Consider the following 24,501-nt stretch of genomic DNA (forward strand, 5'->3'; position numbering starts at 1 on the left):
CCCGATTCGTGACAACGCCGCGACGTCGCAGGGGAGCGGCAGGAGCGGCAGGTCCAGCTGTACAGCGTACGCCTGCCGTTCACCTGGAGATCCAGATATATGCGTGATGTTGGGCACCCCACGTGTATGTCGCATGAGCCTCGGCCATCACTCGCAGGTGCCTCGACGCGCGATCGAGGTGCGAGTCCCGCCGGAGCGCCCCGGGTACGCCTGGAAGCGGCATTCCCGGCGTACCCGAGGCTGTCCGGCGGACCGTCCGGGTCAGACGGCGACCGGGGCGGCCGGTTCGGGTGTGCGCTCCTCGGCGGGCAGGGGAGCGGAGCGGGCGGTGAACAGCCGGTCCAGGGCCAGGGCGCCGGGACCCGTGAAGACGAGCAGCAGGAACACCCAGCTGTAGACGGCGGAGGGCTCGCCGCCGTTCTGCAGCGGGAAGAGCGCCCCTGACTGGTGGACGCTGAAGTACGCGTACGCCATGGAGCCGGACGAGACCAGGGCCGCGACGCGGGTGCCGAGGCCCAGTGCCACGAGCCCGCCGCCGACGAGCTGGATGACCGCCGCGTACCACCCTGGCCAGGTGCCGGCGGGTATGGATCCACCACCCATGGCGCCGCCCAGGACGCCGAAGATCGAGGCGGCACCGTGGCAGGCGAAGAGCAGGCCTACGACGATTCGGAAGAGCGCGAGAGCGTAGGGCTGGGCCTGATTCAGGCGTGAGTACATGGGGGGAGGCTCCTTCGGTCTAGTGGGGACGTGAACCGACTGAGCACCACAGGTTAGGTAGACCTCATCATTACTTGCAAGTTCAACGTTTAGTTGACTGGCTGAAAGTCGATGACCCCTCATTGGTCAGCGAGCGATCGAATACCGTCTGGAGCTGGGGCCCTGTCCTCTTCGACTTGGCCTGAACCAATGACAGCGCAGCTTTCCGGCCATGCAACGTAAGTGTCATCAGCTGATTGCCGAACCATGGCCCGTCCGTCTTGCGCCACTGGACCGGAGCTGTACCAGTGCGCCCGTGCCGGGCCAGCAGCCGGCCGAACCGCCGCCCCGCCCGGCTCCAGCCGAATCGGAAGGCACCCTTGAGCGGGCCCGGGATCGAGTTGTGCACGGGAGAGCAGGTCAGTTGCAGGACGCGGGCCGTCGGCGCACCGTCAGGGACCCCGGCGGGCCAGGCGGGTTCCGCGATGTACGCATGGTGCACATCGCCCGAGAGCACACATACCGTCGCCGGGGCTTCCGGACCGCTGCCCACCTCCCGGATCAGCTCCGTCAACTGCCCGAACGAATCGGGAAAGGCCGCCCAATGCTCCAGGTCGGCGCGTTGCCGCAGGTATTCGCCGACCCGCGCCCAACGGCCGTCGGGGCCGCCCCGCTCGCCCCGGCACAGCGCCGAGCTCCACTGCTCCGCGTTGTGTACCAATGGAGGCAGCAGCCACGGGAGCGATGTGCCGATCAGGACATGGTCGAAGGAACCGGGCCCCGAAAGCATCTCCTCGCGCAGCCACCGCATCTCCTCGGGATGGATCATCGCCCGCTGCGATTCGTCGAGTACCCGGGCCGCGCGGCTGTCGACCATGAGCAGCCGTACTCGGCCGAAAATGCGTCGGTAGCTCCAGCGGGTACGGGTGGGGTCCGCGTCGGCCCCGGCCGCGAACCGGCGGACCTCCTCGGTGCCGTCCGGGGTGGCGTGCACCGCCGCGTAGAGCGGGTCCGCCGCCAGCTCGGCGGGGGAGAGGTTGCCCAGGTGCTGATAGACCCAGTACGACATCAGTCCGCTGACGATCCGCTCGTGCCACCAGGGGGTGGAGCGGATCTCGGTGAGCCAGGCGGCGCTGGTGTTCCAGTCGTCGATGACATCGTGGTCGTCGAAGATCATGCAGCTGGGGACCGTGGAGAGCAGCCAGCGGACCTCGGGGTCGCGCCACGACTCGTCGTACAGGCAGGTGTACTCGTCGTAGTCCGCGACCTCCGCTCCCGGCGGCTCGTCCAGATCGCGCCGCGCCGCGAGCCGCTGCCGGGTCTCCTTCGAGGTCTCGTCCGCGTACACCTGGTCGCCCAGGAGCAGCAGGACATCGGGGCGTGCGGCGGCGGGGTCTGCGGCGAGCCGGGCGGCGAGGGTGTCCAGGGCGTCCGGCCCGACGGGGTCGGACCGGACCGACGTGTGTCCGCCGGCGGGGGGAGCCGCCCAGCGGCAGGAGCCGAACGCGATCCGGACCGTCGGCGTCCCGGCGCCCCCACCGGCCTCGCCGTCCTCACCGGCTTCCTCGCCGCCGGTGGATATCGGCGGGGTGGTGATCGTGCTCGCCGGGAAGCGGTGGTTCTCCGGTGGCCACACCCGGTGGTCGTCCAGCAGTACCTCGTACGCCGTGGTGGAGCCGGGGGTCAGTCCGGTCACCACCACCAGGGCGTAGTGGTGGCCGGAGACCGCGAAGGTCGGGGACGAGCCGGAGGCCCCGTCCGCGCACCTGATCACGGCCGTGCACGGCCGGTCCGCCTCCACCCAGACGGTGGCGGTGGTGGCGGTCTCCCAGTCGACGTACCGCAGTAGCGGTCCCAGGCGCAGCCCGGCAGTCATGTGGTGCTCCTCGCGTCGTTCCGTACGGACGGTTCCGTACGGGGTGTTCGTACGGCGGGTTCGTACCGTACGGAACGACGGGGGAGTGCGGGGCGGTTCCGGAGTCGCGGGTCAGCGGGCCGGCCGCCGTTCAGTGACCGTTCAGCAGCCGTTGAGCGCGGACTGCAGTGCGGTCTTCTCGGCCGAGTCGACGGTCAGGTCGTAGTAGTGCTTCACGTGCACCCAGGCGCGTGCGTACGTGCACTTGTACGCGGCACGCGAAGGGAGCCACTTGGCCGGGTCCTTGTCGCCCTTGGACTGGTTGACGTTGTCGGTGACGGCGATGAGCTGAGGGCGCGTCAGGTCGTTGGCGTACGCCTGTCGTTGGGCGGTGGTCCAGCTTGAGGCGCCGGAACGCCAGGCCTCGGCCAGCGGGACCATGTGGTCGATGTCCAGATCGGCGGCGGCGGTCCAGGTGGCCCCGTCGTACTCCGAGTACCAACTGCCGCTGACGGCGGCGCAGCTGGAGTCCTGTGTGACGTTCGTGCCGTCCCGCTTCAGGACCACCTCGCGGGTGTTGCAGGCGCCGGACTGGGTGATCCAGTGCGGGAACTTGTCCCTGCTGTATCCGCTGGAGGAACCTTCCGCCTGCACGGTCAGCTGGCTCAGATAGGTGCGGGCGGTGGACGCGGCCACCGGTGTGGGCATGGCGGCCTGGGCGCTGGGAGCGGTGAGCAGCCCGGTGGTTGCGGCGAGGGCGGCGGATGCGGCGAGGACGGCTATGCGACGCGCGTAGACACCTGACATGCGAACTCCCTTGATGTGGGGGGACCTTGGCCCGGTCGTGCGGAACGGCCCGGCCATCGTGGCGGCGCCAGGTTTCCGTGGGGTGGGCGCCAGGTAACAGAGTGGCGACATGGGCACGTCACATCAAGGGTTCTGACGAAGAGAGTCGGGGTGCGGGGGCGTACGCAAGTGAGTGCGCGGGCGTACGAAACTGATGGGGTGACAGGTCCGTGCCGGGAGGCGGCCCCTCGGGGCGCCCGGATCGCGTTCGTCGGCGTCCACCGGCTCGTTAGGGTGGCGGCGTGCTGCTACCGGTCGACATCACGCTCGGGGTCGTGCTCGCCCTGCTGCTCGCGGCGGCCGCCGGCATCGCCGGTTACGCCTCGCTCGGCCGGTCGCGGCAGATCGTCCTGGCCGGGCTGCGGGCGGCGGTGCAGCTCGCGGCGGTCTCCTCGCTCATCGGCTGGGTGGTGCACGCCTTCGCGCCGACGTTCGCGTTCATCGCGTTGATGTTCGGCGTCGCGGTGTGGACGGCGGGTCGCCGCGTCACCGGAGACCGCAGCTGGAAGTGGGTGGCCGTGCCGATCGGGGCGGGGGTCGTGCCGGTGGTCGTGGCGCTGCTGCTCACCGGGCTCGTGCCGGTCCGTGGCATCGCGCTGATCCCGGTGACCGGCATCCTGATCGGGGGCGCCCTGACCGCGACGGTGCTCGGCGGGCGGCGGGCGCTCGATGAGCTGACGGCCCGGCACGGGGAGGTGGAGGCGGCGATGGCGCTCGGCCTCCCGGACCGCGACGCGCGGCTGGAGATCGCCGGGCCCGCCGCGTCGGACGCGTTGCTGCCGGGGCTCGACCAGACCTGGACGGTCGGGCTCGTCACGCTGCCCGGGGCCTTCGTCGGCATGCTGCTGGGCGGCGCCTCACCCGTACAGGCGGGCGCCGTGCAACTGTTCGTGCTGGTGGCGCTGATGGCCGTACAGGCGGCGGCCGTCGCGACCGTGCTGGAACTGGTGGCGCGGGGACGGCTGCACCGTGACGGGACAGGGGTGTCGGCCAACGGGCGCTGATGTGCGGCAGGGGCAACCCGGCAGGGCCGGTCCTTCGGGCTACCGGGCGCCGCTGATGTGCAGCAGGATCGATCCGTCGGCCGCCGCCTCGACCCGGATCTGAGTCAGGTCCTCGACGTGCGCGTCCGGGGAGAGTGCCGCCGCGCGCGGGCCCACGCCCACGACGCGCATGCCCGCCGCCCGGCCGGCCGCGATGCCCGCCTCCGAGTCCTCGAAGACGATGCAGTCCGCCGGATCGAAGCCCAGCCCGGCAGCGCCCTTGAGGAAGCCCTCCGGGTCCGGCTTGCTGGCACCCACGCTCTCGGCGGTCACCTTCAGCTCGGGCATCCGCAGCCCGGCCGCGGTCATCCTGGCCTGGGCCAGCGCCTGGTCGGCCGAGGTGACCAGGGCGTGCGGGAGCGCGGCGATCGCGTCCATGAAGACGCCGGCGCCGCCGACCGGGACGACGCCCTCGGTGTCGGCGGTCTCCTCCGCGAGCATCACCCGGTTGTCCGCGTAGTTCTGCTCCACCGGGCGGTCCGGGAGGAGTACCGCCATGGTGGCGTACCCCTGCCGGCCGTGGACCACCTTGAGCGCTGCCTCCGGATCCAGTCCGTGCCGCAGTGCCCAGCGCCGCCAGCAGCGCTCCACGACGGCGTCGGAGTTCACCAGGGTGCCGTCCATGTCGAGCAGCAGGGCGCGGGCGGTGAGAACGGTGGCCGGCATGGGCGGGCTCCAGGGCGGGGTGGCGGTGCGGGGACACGTGGGCCCCGGGAAGAGGACACGGGAAAGAGAACAAGCGGCCCCCGCCCGCCGGTCAGGGAGTGCGTTTGGGGGCCACTTTGTTCCATCACGATACAAAAACCTGCCGGGGAAAGCGAATCCCTGGCGGGAGCGGGACCGAGGGGCGGCCGGACCGGGGCAGGGGTAGGGGCGGGGTGCGGAAGGCGGACAGCCCTTGGCGTCCGCAGGCGGGTCAGTAGCGTCCGTGGCCCGTCGTGATCGCCTCCAGGGCCCGTCGGGTGTTCGGCCCGTAGACCCCGTCGTCGTCGCCCTGGATGTACATGTACCGCTGGTAGCGGTGTACGGCGTCCTCCACGCGGTCCGTGTAGTCGGCGTCGGCCGTGCTCATGAACAGCCCGATCTCCTGGAGCCGGCGCTGCAACTCGGCCACCTCCGGGCCGTGGTCGCCTCGGCGCAGCGTGCCGCCCTCCGCCGACAGTGCGGGCGGGGCCGCCGGTTCGGTGCCGTCGGTGCCCGCAGGGTCCCCGGTGGACACCGGGGAGGAGGCGGTGGCCGGGGCCGAGGGGCCGGTGGACGCCGACGCGGACGCCGAGGTGCTCGCCGACGGTGACCCGGATCCGGATGCCGAGGCGGACGCGGACGCGCCGGTGGAGGCGGACGGTGACGCCGGGGCGGACCGGGACGGCGACGCGGAGGCGGACGCCGTCGTCGAGGGTGACGGCGCGGCGCTCTCCTCGGGGAGGCTGGTCACCGTGGAGGGCAGGACCGGGTCCAGATCGGCGTCCCCGTTGCCGTCCCCGTTGAACAGCCCGCCGACGAAGGCCGCCGTACCCATCACCGCTGCGACGGCCGCCCCCGCGGCCAGCGCGGCGAAGGGGCTGCGGCGGCGCGGCCGCACCGGGTCTGCGGTCGGGGCGGGGGTGCCCGGGTGGTCGTCCGGACTGCCCGGAGTGTGCAACGGTCCGGGCCCCGCCGGGTCCAGGAACAGCGGCATCGTGGTGGCCGCGTCCCCCGCATGGCCCTCTGCCGGGTACCCCGTCGAGCCCTCTGCCGGGTACCCCGTCGAGCCCTCTGCCGGGTATGCCGTCGAGCCGTCCGGGCCGGCCGTCGTCTCCTCGGCCCCCACCGTCTCCTCGCCCCCCAGCGTCACGTACGGCCGGATGCGCAGCGGGTCGAAGTCCTCCGCCGCCGCGAACTCGGCCGACCGCCCGGCGTGGTGCTCCTGGACGACGCGGTGCTGTTCGGCCGCCCGCTGCTCCCGCGTGACGTGCCGCTGCCCGCCGCCCCACGGCTGTCGGGCGCCGCCCCGGGGCGCGCAGCCGCAGCCGGGTCCGGTGCCGGGTCTGCTGTCCGTACCGCACTCCGGGCAGATATGTCCGGTCATTGTGGGTCCCCTCCCCCTTGAACTGCCTGCGATTATGCAGCCCGCCGCCGGGAAGCCCAATCGTGCGGCCCCTCGGCAGGCCATAACGGCACAAAGCGGCCAGGATGGGTGTCCAGCGGATCCGAGGAGATGTCACATGGCCCAGCAGTTGAGCCCTCCGGCCCCGGCCCTGGGTGAGAACCGCTCCACCCGGTCGGTCCTGGTGGCGATCGGCGCCCTGCTCCTCGGCATGCTGCTCGCCGCACTCGACCAGACCATCGTCTCCACCGCGCTGCCGACCATCGTCAGCGACCTCGGCGGCTTGGAACACCTGTCATGGGTGGTCACGGCCTATCTGCTGGCATCGACCGCCGCCACGCCGCTCTGGGGCAAGCTCGGTGACCAGTACGGGCGCAAACGGCTCTTCCAGATCGCCATCGTCATCTTCCTGATCGGCTCCGCGCTCTGCGGCATCGCCCAGAACATGCCTCAGCTGATCGGCTTCCGCGCCCTCCAGGGGCTCGGCGGTGGCGGTCTGATCGTGCTGTCGATGGCGATCGTCGGAGACATCGTCCCGCCGCGCGAACGAGGCAAGTACCAGGGCCTCTTCGGAGCGGTGTTCGGCATGACGAGCGTGCTCGGGCCGCTGCTCGGCGGCTTCTTCACCGAGCAGCTCAGCTGGCGCTGGGTCTTCTACATCAACCTCCCCATCGGCGTCATCGCCCTCGCCGTGATCGCCGCCGTGCTGCACATCCCGGTCCGCCGGACGAAGCACACCATCGACTACCTGGGCACCTTCCTCATCGCCTCGGTCGCCACCTGTCTGGTCCTGGTCGCCTCGCTCGGCGGCACCACCTGGCCCTGGGGCTCGGCGCAGATCATCGGCCTGGCCGTGCTCAGCGTGCTGCTGCTGGTCGCCTTCGTGTACGTGGAACGGCGCGCCGCCGAACCCGTACTGCCGCTGAAGCTGTTCCGGATCAGGACCTTCAGCCTCGTCGCCGTGATCAGCTTCGTCATCGGCTTCGCGATGTTCGGCGCGATGACCTACCTGCCGACCTTCCTCCAGGTGGTGCACGACATCTCGCCGACGATGTCCGGTGTCCACATGCTGCCGATGGTGTTCGGCCTGCTCCTCACCTCGACCGGGTCCGGCCAGATCGTCAGCCGGACGGGCCGCTGGAAGATCTTCCCGATCCTCGGCACCGGCATCACGGCGATCGGCCTGCTGCTCCTGCACCGGCTCACGGAGAGCAGCAGCACCCTGGAGATGAGCCTCTACTTCTTCGTCTTCGGTGCGGGACTCGGCCTGGTGATGCAGGTGCTCGTCCTGATCGTGCAGAACGCCGTGAGCTACCAGGATCTCGGCGTCGCCACCTCCGGGGCGACCTTCTTCCGTTCCATCGGCGCCTCGTTCGGTGTCGCCATCTTCGGCACCATCTTCACCAACCGGCTCACCGACAACCTCGGTGCGGCGCTCGACGGGCGGCCCCTGCCGCCCGGGGTCAGCACGGGCAGTCTGTCCGCCGACCCGCGCGCCCTCGGCCAGCTGCCGCCCGCGCTCCGGGGCCCGGTGATCCACGCGTACTCGACGTCGATCACCGACGTGTTCCTGTACGCGGCCCCCGTCGTCCTGATCGCCTTCGTCTTCGCCTGGCTGCTCAAGGAGGACAAGCTGCGGGGTTCGGTGACCGCCCCCGACCCCAGCGAGACCTTGGCGTCGAACCCGGTCGAGCGGTCCTCGTACGACGAATGCGCCCGCGCCCTCTCGGTACTGGCCACCAGGGAGGGGCGCCGCGAGGTCTACGTGAAGATCACCGAGAAGGCCGGCTTCGACCTGCCGCCCGCCGCGAGCTGGATGCTGCTGCGCATCAAACGGCACGGCACCGTGGAGCCCGCCCGGCTCGCCGAGATCGCCCCGGTGCCGCTGCGGGTGATCAGCGAGGCGGGCCGGCAGCTGGAGGAACGCGGGCTGGCCCGCCGGGTGGGGATGCAGCTGGTGCTCACCGAACCCGGCGCGGAGGCCGTCGTGAAGCTCTCGCAGGCCCGGGAGGAGTCCCTGGCGGAGCTGCTGGGCGACTGGTGGGGGCCGGACCGGCCGACCGACCTGGTCGCCCTGATCTCGGAGCTGACGGCCGAGACGAGCGGATCGAGCAGGGAACGGCCGCACAGCCCGGAGCCGAAGCGGGACCACCAGGCCTGAGCGCGGGGACCCGTCACACGGCGGGGCTGAGTTCCTTGGCGAACCAGTGGTCCGCGTACCTGCGGCGGTGGAACGCCGGGACCGCCCGGTAGCCGTGCTTCGCGTACAGCCCGCGCGCCTCGACCAGGTCGTCACGGGTGTCGAGCCGGATCAGCCGGACACCCCAGGCCCGCGCCCGGTCCTCGATCGCCGCGAGCAGCAGCCCGCCGCCGCCCGTGCCGCGCACCTCCGGGCGTACGAACACCCGGGTGAGTTCCGCGACCTCGCCGGGCCCGGACGCCCCGTCCGCCGTCCCCTTCACGATCAGCCCGGCACAGCCCGCCGCCTTCCCGTCGAACCGGCCGACGACGAACTCGCCGGTCGGCGGGGTCAGCAGCGCGGCACCGTCGTCGGTGAGCCCCTCGTCGATCTCCTCCTCGGTCGCCGGCCGCCCCCAGTAGCGGCTCGCGACCTCGTCGTAGTAGTCCCGGCGCAGCAGCGCGCCATCGGGGGAGTCGAAGCGTTCGGGCGTCACGGTCCACGGCATTGGGCCATTCTGTCTTCCGCGCAACTGCGCGGAAAGCGATTTGAGTGCAGGGGGCAACGGTGACGCGGGAGACGGTATCGACGACGGGGGCCGGGGCGGTCCAGCGGCTCGGTGAGCGGTGGATACGGGAGCTGGCGGCGCCCGGCGGCGCGAGCTTCGTGTGCTCGCCTGCCGGGCTCTGGCTGGCCCTGGCCGTACTCGCGGCGGGCGCGCGCGGGGAGACCGCCGACGAACTGCGGACGGTGCTCGGGGTGGCCGAACGGCAGGCCGCGGACGCGGTGACGGCCGGGGTGCGCGAGCTCGCGGCCACCGACGCGCTGGGGGTGGCGACGCGGGTGTGGACCCGGGTGCCGGTCTACCGGGAGTACCGGGAGGCGCTGGCGGACATCGCGTTCGGGCCGATGGACGTCACCGGGATCGACGCCTGGGTACGGGAGGCCACCGGCGGCCTGATCGAGCGGCTGCCGCTGGACATCAGCGAGGAGATGCTCCTGGTGCTCGTCAACGTGCTGGCGCTGAAGGCGCGGTGGGACGAGCCGTTCGATCCGGGGGACACCCGGGAGCTGCCGTTCACCGACGCGGCCGGGGTGAGCCGCGCGGTGCCGACCATGTGCGCGGGGCGCGATCCGTGGGACGGCTGGACGGTGCGCGGCACCCAGGTCGTCGAGCTGCGCTGCCGCACCGAGCGCCCCGGCGGCGCCCCGGCCCGGGTCCGGCTGGTGCTGGGGGAGCCGGGCGCGGGGGCGGCCGACGTACTGCCCGCGGCCTGGGCGCCGCAGTCCCTGCGCACCCCGCTGGACACGGACGTCCTGAGTATCGCGGTCCCTCGGTTCACCCTGCGTACGAACGTTCAGGTGACCGAGCAGCTGGCGGCGCTCGGGATCCGGGTCGCCACGACTCCCCGCGCGGATTTCGCGTGGATCTCGCCCGAGCCGCTGATGATCTCCCAGGTGGTGCAGGAGGCCGTGGTGAAGGTCGCGGAGGAGGGCGTGGAGGCCGCGGCGGTGACCGTCATCGCCGCACCCGGGGGCGCGGTGCCCGTGCCGAAGCGCTTCCTGCGCATCGCCTTCGACCGCCCGTTCGGGATCGTGGTCCTCGACGGCAGCGGTGAGGTCCCGCTCTTCACGGGCTGGCAGGCGGACACCCCGGTGGAGGGCTGAGCCCGGCACTCACCGCAGCGGTGGCGGCGCCATGACCGGCGGCGGCGGTGTCACCGGTCGCCGCCGCCGGGAGCGCGCCACCAGCAGCACCGCCGCGACGGCACCGAGCAGCGTCAGCACCCAGGCCGGAACGGGCCCCACGGTCAGCAGCTCGTCCCGGTAGTACGTGGTCCGGTACGGGGTGTCGGCGGCCGTTGCCCGCAGCTCGTGGTCACCGTCGATCCGCTCCGGCCGCGAGAACGACTGGCTGATCGCCGTGAGGAACACCGGCTTCCCGCCTGTCAGCTCGTCCAGCGCCGGGTACGCGCCGCCGTCCCGCCCGGTGTCGACCCGCTCCGCGTAGGTCACCTCCGGCGCCCGCCCGCCGATCCGGCCGCGCGGCTCCATCCGGTGCGCCGCCAGCACGTACAGGCCCAGCGACTGCGGTGTCGTGGCGAGCCGGGACAGCCGCATCGGGTAGACCGGCTCTTCGCTGGCGAAACGCAGCCGCAGCGGATCGAGCCGGCCGAGCAGCGGACCGCCCTTCTCGCGCGGGGCGAGGCGGATCGCCACGTACTCCCACTTCTGCTCGACATAGGGCCGCAGCGCCGTCGACAGCCGGTCAGGGAGCTCGAAGCCGTTCTCCGTCAGCCAGCCCGCCAGGGCCGTCGGATCGGTCGCGGTCAGCCGGGCCACGTCGAACGGCCCGAGCCGCTCCCGGCCCACCACCCCGACCGGCGCGGCGGCCGAGGGGGCGGCGGAGTCCCCCGAGGTGCTGCCCGAACCGCCGAACGGCCAGTCGTCGGCGTGTGGCCAGAAGTAGTGCCTGGTCTCGCGGACCGGCGCGGTGAGGGTTTCGAGCTCGGAGAAGAGTGAGGCGTCACCCAGCCCGACCGTGGCGCGGTGCGGCACCGGCATGATCCACGCCGCCTCCGGCGCGTTCCCCCGGACGGTGAGCTGCATAACGATCTGCTCGGCGCCGCCCGACCAGCTGACCACGGAGGTCTCCCGGTCCACCGAGACCTGGCTGTTCCGGTCCACCACCATCGCCCCGCAGCCGCAGGCGTACGCCGGTGCGATCAACGAGCCGATCTGCAACGACACCAGCATCATGACGAGGGACAGCGCGCGGACCGCCCAGGCCCGCGTCCCGGCCCGTACCCCTTGATCCGTCCCCGCCCACCGCATCCCGGCTCCTCCCCCTTGAGGGCCGCCCCAGGCCCTGGTCACGGGCTCAGACGTGGGGGGCGGCCCCGTCGGTTCCGGCCATCCGGCCCCGGACCGGCCGGGCCGCCGGACATTCTTTCGGACAAAAGCCGGATGACAGTCAGGCGAAGAGGGGGTTGATTGTGTCTACCTCATAGCGCAATGCGAAGGTTTCACAGCATGCCCGAATCGAGGGTCGGCACAAGACGGCAGGAGGGTCGGCGCAGCGTGGCGAATGCGGAGCACAGTGTGCGCGGAGAGGGGACGGCAGGGACGAGGACCGGGGCGGCCCGAGCTGTTCTCTGGCTGGTTGTGGCCGCGTTGGCTGTCCGGCAGATGGCGGTGGTGCTGCGGCAGCCGCCTGGTGAACGGCTCACCGATCTGGAGACCTGGACCGGTGAGAACGGTGTGCTTCATGTGACGGGCTCGCTGTACGACACCGACCGGTTCGCCGGCACCCCCTTCGCCGGTCTGGTGCTGAAACCGCTGACCCGGACCGCGGAACAGAGCCTCGGGGTCGCCTGGACCTTCGGCTCGCTGCTGCTCGTCGCCGCGCTCGGCGTCATCGCGGCGCGCGCCCTGCCCGGACCGGTCAAGAGACGCACCGCGCTGTTCGCCGCACCCGTCGCGATCACCCTGCTGATGCTCTCGCTGCCGGTCCGCAACACCCTCTACCTCGGCCAGACCAGCATCCTGCCGGTCCTCCTGGTGCTCGTCGGCTGCTTCGTCGTCAGAGGCGAGCGCGCCTCCGGCGTCCTGATCGGCATCGCGGCCGCGCTCCAGCCCACCGTCCTGCTGTTCGCCGCGCTGCTCTGGCTGACCGGGAGACGCCGGGCGGCGCTGACCGGCGGCGCCGCGTTCGCCGCCTGCACGGCACTGGCCTGGGCGGCGATGCCGCACGACTCGTGGACGTACTGGGTGCACCACGTCGCCGGGGCCGGCCTCGGCGACCAGGCCGACAGCCTCGCCAACCAGTCCCTGCACGGCGCGCTGCTCCGGTTCGGACTGGCGGGCCCGCTGGAGATCGCGCTCTTCGTGGTGCTCGCGGCGGCGGTCTGCTTCCTCGGTCTGCGCCGCGCCGCACGGTACGCGCGCGACGGTCAGCTGCTGCTCGCGGTGGCCGTCACCGGCTGTGTCGTCGTCGCCGTCTCACCGACCGCCTGGCAGCACCAGCTGCTGTGGGTGCTGCTCGCGGTGGTCGGCCGGGTCGGCACCCGGGCCTCGGACCGGATGGTGTGGCCGGCCGTCGTGGTCCTGGTGATCACGCTGCCCGGCAAGATGCTGCTGCCGAACATCGAGTCGATGTTCCCGGTACGCGACAACGTGCTGTTGATCGCCGCGCTCGGGGCCGCCTGCGTCGCCCCGTTCCTGCCGCGTACCTCGCCCTACTGGCAGCAGCCGGTCCCCACCGACTACGCGGCCCCCGTCCCGGCCCGCTGGGGCCGGGTGCCGCTGCTGCCGTTCTGGCGGCGGGTGCTCAGCCGGCCCAACCTGCTGTTGGAACTCCTGCTGATCCGGGTCATCTACTCGGCGTACCAGCACGTCAGGCTGGCCGCGACGGCGGGCCGTGCCACCGCCGAGCACCACGGCCGGCAGATCCACTCGGCCGAGCAGTGGATGCACATCGACATGGAGCACTGGGCCAACCACGCGGTGGTCAAGGTCGGCTGGCTGCGGGACTTCTTCGACTACTACTACTCGACGTTCCACTTCATCGTGCCGCTGGCGATCCTCGCGGTGCTGTACGTGCGCCGCCCCCCGGACTACCGCTGGGTCCGTAGCTCCATCGGATTCGCCACGGTCCTGGCCCTGGTCGGGTTCTGGCTCTACCCGCTGGCCCCGCCGAGGCTGATGCCGGGGCTCGGCTTCATCGACACCGTCCACGGCGTCCAGGACTTCGCGAAGCCGGACTACGGCACGCTGACGGGCGTGACGAACCAGTACGCCGCGATGCCCTCGCTGCACTTCGGCTGGTCGCTGTGGTGCGGTGTGGTGATCGTGATGCTCGCCCCGAAGGTCTGGATGAAGCTCCTCGGGGTGCTGCACCCGCTGTTCACGGTCTCCGCGATCATCGCGACGGGCAACCACTGGGTCCTCGACGCGGTGGGCGGGGCGGCGGTGGTCGCGCTCGGCTTCGGGCTGACCTACGCGCTGTCGGGACCGCGCCGGCTCCAGCAGCCGGCGGCCAAGGACGGGGACGGCGACGGGGCCGGGAACCCCCTGAAGGCGGCGGTGGCCGGAAAGCCGTAGCCGCGCAGGCGGCGAGCTGGGGTACGCCTACGCGGCTTTCGTGCTGTTCAGCGCTTCCGTGCTGCTCTCAGGCGTTCGTGCTGCTCACCTGGAGCTGCTTGATGCCGTTGAGCCAGGCGGACCGCAGCCGGCGCGGGTCGCTCACCAGCCGCAGGTCGGGCAGGACGTCCGCGATGGCGTTGAAGATCAGGTTGATCTCCATGACGGCGAGGGACTTGCCCAGGCAGAAGTGCGGGCCGCCGCCGCCGAAGCCGAGGTGCGGATTGGGGTCGCGGGTGATGTCGAACTTCTCCGGGCTCTCGAAGACCTCGGGGTCGTTATTGGCCGAGGAGTAGAACAGCCCGACCCGGTCGCCCTTCTTGATCTGCTGCCCGCCCAGTTCGAGGTCCTGGGTGGCGGTCCGCTGGAAGGAGACCACGGGGGTCGCCCAGCGGACGATCTCCTCCGCGGTCGTCTCGGGCCGCTCGCGCTTGTACAGCTCCCACTGCTCGGGGTGGGTGAGGAAGGCGTGCATGCCGTGGCTGATCGCGTTGCGGGTGGTCTCGTTTCCGGCCACGGCGAGCAGGATGACGAAGAAGCCGAACTCGTCGGACAGCAGGTTGCCCTCGCCCTCCGCGGCGACCAGCTGGGAGACGATGTCCTTGGCCGGGCACTCCTTGCGCGCCGCCGCGAGGTTCATCGAGTACGAGACCAGCTCCATGGCCGCCTCGGCGCCGATCTCCTCGGTGATCGCGTACTCCGGATCGTCGTACGAGGCCATCTTGTTGGACCAGTCGAAGATCCTGCTCCGGTCCTCCTGCGGTACGCCGATCAGCTCGGCGATGGCCTGGAGGGGCAGTTCGACGGCGATGTTGTTGACGAAGTCGAAGGAGCCGTCCTCGTCCGCGCCCGCCTGCGCCGTCTCCACGATCGAGCGCGCCCGGCTGCGCAGCGCCTTTTCGAGCGAGCGGACGGCGCGCGGGGTGAAACCGCGCTGGACGATCTGGCGGACCCGGGTGTGCTCGGGCGGGTCCATGTTCAGCATGATCAGCTTCTGGACATCGATCTGGTCGCGGCTGATCGTCTCGTTGAAGCGGATCACCGCGGTGTTGGTGTTCGACGAGAACAGCTCGGGATGGGTCGATACGTACTTGACGTCCGCGTGCCGGGTGACGACCCAGTAACCCTCGTCGTCGAAGCCGGAGATACCGGCGGGCTGGGTGCACCACCAGACCGGCGCGGTCTCCCGCATCAGGGCGAACTCCGGGTGCGGAACGCGTGATTGGAGCAGGTCGGGATCGGTGAAGTCGAACCCTTCGGGCAGATGGGGGCAGGGCATCGGCAGCTCCAGGTCAAGAACGCCAGGTCGGTCCGAGAGCCGCCCGAGCTTTGTCTGACGACCCATCAGAAGTTGCCCGAAAGGTAGTAACGAGTTCCACAACTGACAAGAGGCATGGCCTGATCTGTTGCGTGAAGCATCCGTGAGCCAGGCCGGTTTGTGGTGGGTGCCGACGGTGAAGCAAGGGCGAGGTCCGTGCAAGCCTCTTGCGTACCGAGGGTAATCCTCATAAGACTGCACGAAGAACTAGAACGCGTACTAGTTCCTTCCGTGGGCGCCGGGACGCCTCTGCGGAAGTGCGAGGAGAGGACGAGCTCATGGCCGCGGAACCCGTCATCGTCGAAGCCGTACGCACCCCCATCGGCAGGCGCGGAGGCGCGCTCGCCAATCTGCACCCCGCCTATCTGCTGGGTGAGACCTACCGCGAACTTCTCGGCCGGACCGGCATCCACGCCGACTGCGTCGAACAGATCGTCGGCGGCACCGTCACGCACGCCGGCGAGCAGTCCATGAACCCCGCGCGCAACGCCTGGCTCACCGTGGGGCTCCCGTACGAGACCGCCGCGACGACCGTGGACTGTCAGTGCGGCTCCTCGCAGCAGGCCTCCCACATGGTCGCCAACATGATCGCGGCCGGGGTGATCGACGTCGGCATCAGCTGCGGGGTCGAGGCGATGTCGCGGGTGCCGCTCGGCAGCGGCTCCAAGCACGGACCGGGCAAGCCCTGGCCCGACGAGTGGAACGTCGACCTGCCCAACCAGTTCGAGGCCGCCGAGCGCATCGCCCGCAAGCGCGGCCTCACCCGCGACAACGTGGACTCGCTCGGCCTCCTCTCCCAGGAGCGGGCGGCCGCCGCCTGGGCGGAGGAGCGCTTCAAACGCGAGACCTACGCGGTCCAGGTGCCCACCACGGAGGAGGAGCAGGCCGCCGGACAGGGCATGTGGCGGCTGGTCGACCGCGACGAGGGGCTGCGCGACACCTCGATGGAGGGGCTCGGCGGGCTCAAGCCCGTGATGCCCACCGCCATCCACACCGCGGGCAACTCCTCGCAGATATCCGACGGCGCCTGCGCGATCATGTGGGCGTCCAAGCGCATGGCGCGGGCCCTCAAGCTCAAGCCGAGGGCCCGGATCGTGGCCCAGGCACTCGTCGGCTCCGACCCGCACTTCCACCTCGACGGCCCCGTGGACGCCACCCGCGCGGTGCTCGGCAAGGCCGGGATGTCGCTCAAGGACATCGACATCGTGGAGATCAACGAGGCCTTCGCCTCGGTCGTGCTGAGCTGGGCCCAGGTCTTCGAACGGGACCTCGCCGGGCTCGCGAAGGTCAACGTGAACGGCGGCGCGATCGCGCTCGGCCACCCGGTCGGCGCCACCGGCGCCAGGCTGATCACCACGGCCCTGCACGAACTTGAGCGCAGGGACAAGGAGTTCGCGCTGATCACCATGTGCGCGGGCGGAGCGCTGGCGACCGGAACGATCATCCAACGCCTGTAACGCCCCCTGCGGGGGATGCCCCCAGGCCCGATGGTGCTGTCGGATACACCCTCGGGCGGGGGCGTACGCGGATGTCCGCCCCCGCGACGACACGCCCCAGCGTCATGGGCATGGAAATCAACGCGAGCAACTCCGCCCGGAAGAAAGCCACTCGACGCGTCCTCGCCGCCACCGTCGTGGTCCTCGCCGCCCTTGGCACGGTTCCCGCCACGGCGGCCGGGCACCGGACGCCCGGCGGGGCCGGGTCCGCACCCGCCGCCCAGCGGCACGACGCCCGAGGCGAACTCTTCGCGCTCACCCCCGTCGCCCGCCACGACCGGGACGGCGTCGCGGACTTCCTCGCCACGGCCGGCATGGACACGGGGACCGTCAGACACGGCGTACGGGCCTACCGCCTCACCTACCGCACCGTCACCCCGCATGGCGCGCCCACCACCGCCACCGGCCTCTTCGCGCTCCCCGAGGGCGGCGCCCACCGGCTGGACCTGGTCTCCGACACCCACGGCACGATGGCCCACCGCGACTACGCGCCCTCCGCCACCGAGGACTCCGGCCGCTACGCCGCCTACCTCCACGCCTCGGCCGGCCGGGCGGTCGCCGCCCCCGACTACCTCGGCCTGGGCAAGGGCCCCGGCTTCCACCCATACATGGACACCCGCTCCGCCGTCACCGCGTCGCTCGACATGCTCCGCGCCTCGCGCACCGCCGCCCAGCGGCTGGGCCGCCCGCTCACCGGCGACGTGTACGCGAGCGGCTTCTCGCAGGGCGGCCAGGTCGCCATGGCACTCGGCAAGGCCCTGGAGGGCGGTGCGGACCGGCGGTTCACCCTGCGGGCCCTGGCCCCCGTCTCCGGACCGTACGACCTGGAGCACGCGGAGACGCCCGCCATCTTCGACGGCAGGGTCAACAGCACCAGCGCCCTCTTCTACATGACCTACTTCCTCACCGCGCAGAACCGCCTCCACCCGCTCTGGAAGGACCCCTCCGAGGCGTTCCGGGAGCCGTACGCCGGCATCGTCGACGGCCTCTTCGACACCAACCACTACGAGGAGGAGATCATCCCGGCCCTCCCCGCGACACTGAGGGAGCTGCTCACCGACGACTACTACCAGCGGCTCCAGCACCCGACCGGCGCCCTGCTCAAGGTTCTCCGGGCCCAGGACGGCAACTGCGCCTGGAAGCCGGACGTACCGGTACGGCTCTACTCCTCCTCCGGCGACACCGACGTACCCATCGCCAACGCCCGCGACTGCGCGGCCGATCTGGCGCGGCGGGGTGTGCGGGCGCCGGTGATCGACCAGGGACCGACCACCCACAACGAGACCTATCTGAAGTCGGGTCCGCAGATCGTGCGCTGGTTCGACGCCGAATCGGCCCGGCGCTGATCCCCGGCCCGCACGCCGACAACCCCGGCCGCGTCGCGGTCGGGGTTGTCGGCGTGCGCGGACGGAGTCCGGGCCGGCTCAGTACCAGCTGTTGGCCTGCCAGAACGACCAGGCGCCGCACGGGCTGCCGTAGCGGGAGTTCATGTAGTCCATGCCCCACTTGATCTGGGTGGAGGCGTTGGTCTGCCAGTCGGAGCCGGCGGACGCCATCTTCGAACCGGGCAGGGCCTGGACCAGGCCGTAGGCGCCGGAGGAGGCGTTCGTCGCGCTCGGGTTCCAGCCGCTTTCGTGGCTGACGATGTTGCTGAAGCACTGGAACTGCGCCTCGTCACCGATCATCTGCCTGGCCGTGTCCTGGGCACTGCCGCCGGCGGACGTCGGCGCGGCGGACGGGGCCGCCATGGCGGAGGTAGCGCCCACGGCCACACCGCCGACGCTCAGGAGGACGGCCGCACCGGCCATGACGGTCTTGCGACGGGCGTTGCGGGGCTTGGCGAGAAGGGTGCTGGCGAACGACACAGGGAACCTAACGTCGGGAACGGTTGGGTCGCCCGCCGGTCCGAATCCTGCCTGGCCCGGTGCTCGTTGACCGCTGTCCGTATCCGGTGGACGCTGCGGTGCTCGGCGACGTCAACCAGTGTTAGCGGCGCCGTTCAACGACCGCAATGACCCCCGGTACGACCCCGCTTCGCACCCAGGACCGAAGGTCCCGAACCGCCCCATAACGCTTCACAGCAGCTCGGAGGGGGCGGAACGGGGGGTTACGTACGATCCCGGCGGCTCCTATTCCGCTTCGTACAGGACCAAGGTCCTGTGGGTGCCCTCACTCCGCCGGGGCGTCGAATGTGACCTGGGCCTCGAAGGCGGCACGCCGGGTGGCCCTGCGCAGCGCCTTCAGCAGCGCCGCCCCGACGGTCAGCGTCAGTACGACCGTGAGCACGGCCCGGCCCAGGTCCCAGCCGACCGAGGTGGCCGTGCAGTAGGCGAGGAAGCGCACCAGGTTGTCGCCGAGCGGGTCACCGGGATGGAAGGAGATCCCCGAGCCGAGGCCCGGCACGATGGTCCAGCCGTACAGATTCATGACCGTCCCGTACGCGAACGCCGCGACCGCCCCGTACGCCGCCAGCATCAGCAGCTCGGCGCGCCCGCGCAGCCGGTCCGGTGCGGGCAGCAGGCCCGCGCCCATCGTGAACCAGCCCATCGACAGCATCTGGAACGGCATCCACGGGCCCACCCCGCCGGTCAGCAGCGCGGAGGCGAACATCGTCACCGAGCCCAGCACGAATCCGAACCCCGGCCCCAGCACCCGGCCGCTCAGCACCATCAGGAAGAACATCGGCTCCAGCCCCGCCGTGCCCGCCCCCAGCGGCCGCAGCGCCGCGCCGACGGCGGCCAGCACCCCCAGCATCGCCACCGCCTTCGCGTCCAGCCCGGCGTCCGCGATCATCGCGACCACCACCCCGACCAGCAGCGGCAGCAGCGCGGCGAACAGCCACGGCGCGTCCTGCGCGTGCGCGAGACCCGAATCGGCCCCGGCCAGCAGCGGCCAGCCGAAGGCGACCACCCCGATCGCGCTGATCAGCACCAGCGCGGCGACGGCCCGTGGCCCGAGCCGCACCGGCCGGGCGCTCCGGCCCGTCGCGCCGCTCACGCGCCACCCCCCAGCGCCGCGCGCACCTGGGTCACGGTGAGCCACTCCTGCGGGGCCAGGATCTTCGCGATCTGCGGGGCGAACGCCGGGGAGGAGACCACGACCTGCGGCGTCGGCCCGTCCGCCACCACCTCCCCGTCGGCCAGGATCACCACCCGGTGCGCCAGCTCGGCGGCCAGCTCCACATCATGCGTGGCCAGCACGATCGCGTGGCCCTCGGCCGCCAGCGCGCGCAGCACCCCGACGAGCCGGGCCTTCGCCGCGTAGTCCAGCCCCCGGGTCGGCTCGTCCAGGAGCAGCAGCGGGGGCCGGGCGGTGAGCACGAGGGCGAGGGCCAGGGCGAGGCGCTGGCCCTCGGAGAGATCGCGGGGGTGGGTGGTGTCGGGTACGTCCGGCAGCAGCTCGGAGACCAGGGCCCGGCAGCTGCCCGGTGCGGCGCCCGCGTCGGCGTCCGCCGCCGCGCACTCGGCGGCGACGGTGTCCGCGTACAGCAGGTCGCGCGGTTCCTGCGGTACGAGCCCGGCCCGGCGCACCATCTCGCGCGGCGGCGTGCGGTGCGGGGTCCGGCCGCCGACCAGGACGCTGCCGGAGGTGGGCTCGACCATGCCCACGAGGGCGGCGAGCAGGGTGGACTTGCCCGCGCCGTTACGTCCCATGAGCGCGACGGTCTCGCCGGGCGCGACGGTGAGGGTGACCCGGCGCAGCGCCTCGACCCGGCCGCGCCGCACCCCGAGGCGCTCGATCCGGGTGGTGGCGTCGGTGACGGGCTCGGGCGCGGCGGTCTCCCGGGGGACCCGGCCGAGCAGTCTGCCCAGGCCTGACCGGTGCGCGGCGGGGCGGGGAGCGGCGGCCGTCACCCCGGACGGCAGCGACGGCCCGGCAGCACCGCCGACCGGGACCGGCTCCATACCCGCCAGCCGCTCCCGCATCCCGGGGGCCCGCCGCCGGGCGTCCCGCACCGAGAGCGGCAGCGGGTCCCAGCCCGCCAGCCGCCCGAGCGCCACGACCGGCGGGTGCACCGGGGAGAGGGCCATCACATCGGCGGGGGCGCCCATCACCGGGGCGGCGCCCGGCGCGGGCAGCAGGACGACCTGGTCGGCGTACTGCACGACGCGCTCCAGCCGGTGCTCGGCCATCAGGACCGTCGTGCCCAGGTCGTGGACGAGCCGCTGGAGGACCGCGAGGACCTCCTCCGCCGCCGCCGGGTCCAGCGCGGACGTCGGCTCGTCCAGCACCAGGACCCGGGGGTGCGGGGTGAGGACGGAGCCGATCGCGACGCGTTGCTGCTGGCCGCCGGAGAGCGTGGCGATCGGCCGGTCCCGCAGCCCGGCCAGGCCCAGCAGATCGAGGGTCTCCTCGACCCGCCGCCGCATCACGTCCGGCGCCAGGCCCAGCGACTCCATGCCGTAGGCCAGCTCGTCCTCGACCGTGTCGGTCACGAAGTGGGAGAGCGGGTCCTGGCCCACCGTGCCGACCAGATCCGCCAGCTCGCGCGGCTTGTGCGTGCGGGTGTCGCGCCCGCCGACGGTGACCCGCCCGGTCAGCCGCCCCCCGGTGAAGTGCGGCACCAGCCCCGACACCGCGCCCAGCAAAGTCGACTTACCGACCCCCGATGGGCCGATGAGCAGCACCAGCTCCCCCTCGGGAACGGTCAGATCGACCCCCGACAGGGCGGGCCGCCCGGCCCCCTCGTACCGCACGGAAACATCGTCGAACCGGATCACTTCTGCTCCTCGAAGCCCGTGAAGGAAGGCGGGACGGGCGCGACCAGCGCGGGCAGCAGACCGATCAGCACCGCGGCGGCGGGCCACAGCGGCAGCACCGGCGCGGTCAGCGGTACGACTCCGGGGTGCAGCGCCTCCGGATCGGCGCCGCCCGCCCAGATCATCGCCACCGCGACCGCCGCGCCGGAGCCCGCGACCAGCCAGGCCCGTACACCCCACCGGTCGGGCCGGTAGCGGGTCCGCACCGAACGCCTCCCGCCCAGCCGCAGCCCGGCCATCGCCGCGACCAGCCCGGCGATCAGCAGCGGCAGCCCGTACACCGCGCCCTGCGCGGCCAGCAGCCCGTACGTACCGGCGCAGACCCCGAGCAGCCCGCCCAGGGTGAGGACGTTCGTGGTGTGCCGGACGGCGGCAGGCACCTCGGCGGTGCGCCCGTACCCGCGCGCGTCCATCGAGGCCGCCACCGCGACCGAACGCTCCAGCGCGCCCTCCAGGACCGGCAGCCCGATCTGGAGCACCGCCCCGACGCCGCCGGTCGGCCGGCCGCGCAGCCGCCGGGCGGTGCGCAGCCGCACCACGTCGGCGACCAGGTTCGGTGCGAACGTCATCGCGACGACGACGGCCACCCCGGCCTCGTACAGCGCACCGGGCAGTGACTTCAGCAGCCGGGCCGGGTTGGCGAGCGAGTTCGCCGCGCCGACGCAGATCAGCAGGGTGGCCAGCTTCGCCCCGTCGTACAGCGCGAAGAGCAGCTGCTCCGCGGTGACCCGGCCGCCGATCCGGACGCCCTTCGCCCAGTCAGGCAGCGGCACCTCGGGCAGGGTGAACACCTCGTGCGTACCCGGGATCGGCGAACCGAGGAACACCGAGAACAGCAGCCGCACCCCGATGACGAACAGCCCGATCTTGATGAACGCCCCGTACGAGCGGGCCCACGGCGCGTCCGTCCGGCGCGCGGCCACCACATATCCCGCCACGCCCACCAGCAGGCCGAGCAGCAGCGGGTTGGTGGTCCGGGACGCGGCGGTGGCGAGCCCGAGCGCCCACAGCCACCACGCCCCGGCGGGCAGCGCGTTGCTCCGGGTCGCGGCGGGGGCGCGCCAGACCGGGACCGGGGCGACGGCCACCGGAGCGTTCCCGGGACCGTCCGTCGAGCCGTTCATCCGCGGCGGCGGCGGGCCTGCGCGACTGCGGCGATGCCGAGCAGAAGGACGGCGCCGACCCCGAAGAGCACCCCGGCGGACGGACCGCCGCCGGAGCCACCGCTGTCGGAAGCGGACGTGGGCGCGGACGCCGTGGCCCGGCCGCTCTCGGTACCGGTGGTCCCCGAGACCTGCTCACCGCACCCCGCGACCGGGTAGCCGGAGATCGCGCAGAGCAGCGCGTCACTCCCGTAACGCAGCGGCTTGGCCACAGAGGCGAGCGCCTCCGCGCTGCTCGCGTCCTTCGGGACCTGTGCGCACGCGGTACGCGGCGGGGGCGGGGTCTCGCCCTGCGGCGCGTCGGCGGCGGTGCCGGGGTCGATGACGAGCGCGACCCGCTTGGTGCCGTCCTTGGCGGGGGTGTCCGCGCAGATCTTCGCGAAGTCGGGGGAGCGGCGTGGTTTCGCCGCGTCCTCGGAGTCGGCGCTCACGGCGAACCGGAAGCCCTGTACGGAGCCGTCGTCCGGCCGGACCATGGACGGCCCCTGGGTGGCGTACGCCCATCCGCTGCCGGAGCCCTCCCAGAAGGACCAGTAGCGGTAACCCGCCGCCTGGGCCGTCCCGGTGCCGAGGAGCACGGACAGGACGGCGCCCAGGACCACCAGCAGTGCGGCGGCCCGTCCGCGGCCCCTCACAGCTGCTGGTTCTTGCGGCGGCCGCTGATCAGGAATCCGGCGCCGGCGCCGACGGCGAGCCCGATCCCGACGAACCACCAGACACCGCCGATCCCGTCCCCGTCGCCGCTGTCCTTGTTCTCCTTTTCTGTGGCGACCGGCTTCGGCTTCGACACGGAGGCGGGCGCGGGACCGGTCGCGTTCAGCTGGGCGACGAGGTCGGCGCCGCCGAAGTCGTGCACGTCGGCGCCGGTCGAGTGGGCGGCCATGACCAGCTGGGCGTAGGCGGCGGGGCCGCTCTGCGCGGCCCAGCCGGCGGAGTTCTTCGCCAGCCAGTTCACGGAGGCGGCGGCCTTGTCCTTGTGTCCGGAGGCGGACAGGGCGACGACCGCGTCGGCGGTGTTGCCGAAGTCGGGCTGCGGGGCGCTGTCCTCGGCCCCCGGCATCGGCGGCTGGTCGAGGTGCCCGGTCTTCGCGAGGGCCCCGGCCAGGTAGTGGGCGCCGTTCTGGGCGGCCCGCTCCGGCCTGAGCGGGTCGCTGGTCCTGCAGGTGGGGGCCTTGGCCGCGGCGGTGTCCCCGACGACGAGCCCCTTGCCGAGCGAGCCGAGCACGCCGGCGGCGGTGGCGTCGCCGTTGGCGGCGAGCTTGCCGGCCTTGTCGGGCTGGTAGGCGAAGGCGCCGCCGTCCTTGCCGCCGCAGGGAATGGCGAAGGTGAGCAGGGCGTCGTACGGGGTCTTGCCGCCGTGCGTCGTGATGTCCCCGAGCCGCTCCCCGGCGCGGGCGAGGGCGCCGATCACGATCGAGGTGGAGTTCGCGTCGCTCGGGCTGCCGGCGGTGTACCCCCAGCCGCCGTCCTCGTTCTGGACGGACTTCAGCCAGTCGATCCCGTTGGCGACGAGCTCCTCGTGCTTGCCGACCTCGTGCAGCGCCTGCACGGCGGCCGCCGTCGCGTTGGTGTCGATCGTGGTCTTGGCGTCGCACGGCACGGAGGGGTCGGGGCGGTACGCGGCGAACGCCCCGCTGTCGCACTGCTGCCCGACCAGCCATTCCACGGCCTTTGCGGCGGGCATGACGCCCACGGCCCGCTGCGAGACGAAGGCCAGCGACTGCCGCCACACCCCGTCGTACGTCGGGTCCGTCGTGCCGTACAGCCCCGGGGGCAGCGCCGCGGACGGGGAGGGAGAGGGGGACGGCGCGGCGATCGCGGCCGGCGCTGCGGCTGCGGCCGCGCAGAGCACGGCAGCGGTGGCGGCGAGCGCGGCTGCGCTGCGGCGTACGGTCATGGCGGGCGGGGCCTCTC

At 72.4% G+C, this 24,501-nt stretch carries 20 protein-coding genes; 6 read left to right on the top strand and 14 right to left on the bottom strand.

Annotated features, from left to right (window positions below):
• Nucleotides 1–261: 261 nt before the first annotated feature.
• From RLT59_RS27715 to RLT59_RS27725, 3 genes are all read right to left on the bottom strand, one after another.
• Nucleotides 262–720 carry a DoxX family protein gene (locus tag RLT59_RS27715; RefSeq protein ID WP_311305898.1) on the bottom strand — a complete coding sequence of 153 codons (459 nt, stop codon included), beginning with the start codon at nt 718–720 and terminating at the stop codon, nt 262–264.
• A gap of 82 nt (nt 721–802) precedes the next feature.
• The gene (locus RLT59_RS27720) at nt 803–2,575 is read right to left on the bottom strand and encodes an alkaline phosphatase D family protein (protein ID WP_311305899.1); all 1,773 of its coding nucleotides are present in this window, start codon (nt 2,573–2,575) and stop codon (nt 803–805) included.
• Nucleotides 2,576–2,716: 141 nt separating this feature from the next.
• Nucleotides 2,717–3,361 (bottom strand): HNH endonuclease family protein, encoded by a 645-nt coding sequence (locus tag RLT59_RS27725; protein WP_311305900.1) that lies wholly within the window; start codon nt 3,359–3,361, stop codon nt 2,717–2,719.
• A 281-nt stretch (nt 3,362–3,642) separates the two neighbouring features.
• Between RLT59_RS27725 and RLT59_RS27730 the strand changes: the two genes are divergently transcribed.
• Nucleotides 3,643–4,404 carry an ABC transporter permease gene (locus RLT59_RS27730; protein WP_311305901.1) on the top strand — a complete coding sequence of 254 codons (762 nt, stop codon included), beginning with the start codon at nt 3,643–3,645 and terminating at the stop codon, nt 4,402–4,404.
• Nucleotides 4,405–4,443: 39 nt separating this feature from the next.
• Here RLT59_RS27730 and RLT59_RS27735 read toward each other — a convergent pair whose 3' ends face one another.
• Together RLT59_RS27735 and RLT59_RS27740 are read right to left on the bottom strand one after the other, a co-directional pair.
• Nucleotides 4,444–5,109: an HAD-IA family hydrolase gene (locus RLT59_RS27735; protein ID WP_311305902.1), complete on the bottom strand. Its 666-nt coding sequence runs from the start codon at nt 5,107–5,109 to the stop codon at nt 4,444–4,446.
• Nucleotides 5,110–5,359: 250 nt separating this feature from the next.
• A complete protein-coding gene (locus RLT59_RS27740; protein ID WP_311305903.1) occupies nt 5,360–6,511 on the bottom strand; it encodes a peptidoglycan-binding domain-containing protein in 1,152 nt (383 codons plus the stop codon).
• A 136-nt stretch (nt 6,512–6,647) separates the two neighbouring features.
• Between RLT59_RS27740 and RLT59_RS27745 the strand changes: the two genes are divergently transcribed.
• Nucleotides 6,648–8,690: an MDR family MFS transporter gene (locus tag RLT59_RS27745; protein WP_311305904.1), complete on the top strand. Its 2,043-nt coding sequence runs from the start codon at nt 6,648–6,650 to the stop codon at nt 8,688–8,690.
• Nucleotides 8,691–8,703: 13 nt separating this feature from the next.
• On the opposite strand, the gene RLT59_RS27750 is transcribed toward RLT59_RS27745, so the two are convergent.
• Nucleotides 8,704–9,216: a GNAT family N-acetyltransferase gene (locus RLT59_RS27750; RefSeq protein WP_311305905.1), complete on the bottom strand. Its 513-nt coding sequence runs from the start codon at nt 9,214–9,216 to the stop codon at nt 8,704–8,706.
• A gap of 59 nt (nt 9,217–9,275) precedes the next feature.
• Here RLT59_RS27750 and RLT59_RS27755 point away from each other — a divergent pair, with 59 nt between their 5' ends.
• A complete protein-coding gene (locus tag RLT59_RS27755) occupies nt 9,276–10,376 on the top strand; it encodes a serpin family protein (protein ID WP_311305906.1) in 1,101 nt (366 codons plus the stop codon).
• A gap of 9 nt (nt 10,377–10,385) precedes the next feature.
• Here the strand turns inward: RLT59_RS27755 and RLT59_RS27760 are convergent, their stop codons facing one another.
• A complete protein-coding gene (locus tag RLT59_RS27760) occupies nt 10,386–11,465 on the bottom strand; it encodes a DUF2330 domain-containing protein (protein WP_311307882.1) in 1,080 nt (359 codons plus the stop codon).
• A 276-nt stretch (nt 11,466–11,741) separates the two neighbouring features.
• Here RLT59_RS27760 and RLT59_RS27765 point away from each other — a divergent pair, with 276 nt between their 5' ends.
• Entirely contained in the window at nt 11,742–13,811 is a 2,070-nt protein-coding gene (locus tag RLT59_RS27765) for a bifunctional glycosyltransferase 87/phosphatase PAP2 family protein (protein ID WP_399126217.1), read from the top strand.
• 67 nt (nt 13,812–13,878) lie between these two features.
• Here RLT59_RS27765 and RLT59_RS27770 read toward each other — a convergent pair whose 3' ends face one another.
• Entirely contained in the window at nt 13,879–15,129 is a 1,251-nt protein-coding gene (locus tag RLT59_RS27770) for a cytochrome P450 (RefSeq protein WP_311305907.1), read from the bottom strand.
• Nucleotides 15,130–15,446: 317 nt separating this feature from the next.
• Here RLT59_RS27770 and RLT59_RS27775 point away from each other — a divergent pair, with 317 nt between their 5' ends.
• Both RLT59_RS27775 and RLT59_RS27780 read left to right on the top strand, forming a co-directional pair.
• Nucleotides 15,447–16,625, top strand: a complete 1,179-nt coding sequence (locus tag RLT59_RS27775) for a steroid 3-ketoacyl-CoA thiolase (RefSeq protein WP_311305908.1) — start codon at nt 15,447–15,449, stop codon at nt 16,623–16,625.
• Nucleotides 16,626–16,729: 104 nt separating this feature from the next.
• Nucleotides 16,730–18,010 carry an alpha/beta hydrolase family protein gene (locus RLT59_RS27780; RefSeq protein WP_311305909.1) on the top strand — a complete coding sequence of 427 codons (1,281 nt, stop codon included), beginning with the start codon at nt 16,730–16,732 and terminating at the stop codon, nt 18,008–18,010.
• Nucleotides 18,011–18,088: 78 nt separating this feature from the next.
• Here the strand turns inward: RLT59_RS27780 and RLT59_RS27785 are convergent, their stop codons facing one another.
• The 6 genes from RLT59_RS27785 to RLT59_RS27810 form a co-directional block, all read right to left on the bottom strand.
• Nucleotides 18,089–18,529: an aggregation-promoting factor C-terminal-like domain-containing protein gene (locus RLT59_RS27785; protein ID WP_311305910.1), complete on the bottom strand. Its 441-nt coding sequence runs from the start codon at nt 18,527–18,529 to the stop codon at nt 18,089–18,091.
• A gap of 304 nt (nt 18,530–18,833) precedes the next feature.
• Complete coding sequence (locus RLT59_RS27790; protein WP_311305911.1) at nt 18,834–19,661, bottom strand: ECF transporter S component; 828 nt, start codon at nt 19,659–19,661, stop codon at nt 18,834–18,836.
• The gene (locus RLT59_RS27795; protein ID WP_311305912.1) at nt 19,658–21,385 is read right to left on the bottom strand and encodes an ABC transporter ATP-binding protein; all 1,728 of its coding nucleotides are present in this window, start codon (nt 21,383–21,385) and stop codon (nt 19,658–19,660) included. Before RLT59_RS27795 ends, RLT59_RS27790 begins: the two co-directional genes overlap by 4 nt.
• A complete protein-coding gene (locus tag RLT59_RS27800) occupies nt 21,382–22,548 on the bottom strand; it encodes an energy-coupling factor transporter transmembrane component T (protein ID WP_399126221.1) in 1,167 nt (388 codons plus the stop codon). The genes RLT59_RS27795 and RLT59_RS27800 overlap by 4 nt, the downstream gene beginning before the upstream one ends.
• Entirely contained in the window at nt 22,545–23,222 is a 678-nt protein-coding gene (locus RLT59_RS27805; RefSeq protein ID WP_311305914.1) for an SCO2322 family protein, read from the bottom strand. Before RLT59_RS27805 ends, RLT59_RS27800 begins: the two co-directional genes overlap by 4 nt.
• A complete protein-coding gene (locus RLT59_RS27810) occupies nt 23,219–24,484 on the bottom strand; it encodes an SCO2321 family membrane protein (protein WP_311305915.1) in 1,266 nt (421 codons plus the stop codon). Before RLT59_RS27810 ends, RLT59_RS27805 begins: the two co-directional genes overlap by 4 nt.
• Nucleotides 24,485–24,501: the final 17 nt, after the last annotated feature.

The sequence above is a fragment of the Streptomyces sp. ITFR-6 genome (assembly GCF_031844725.1).
GTDB lineage: Bacteria > Actinomycetota > Actinomycetes > Streptomycetales > Streptomycetaceae > Streptomyces.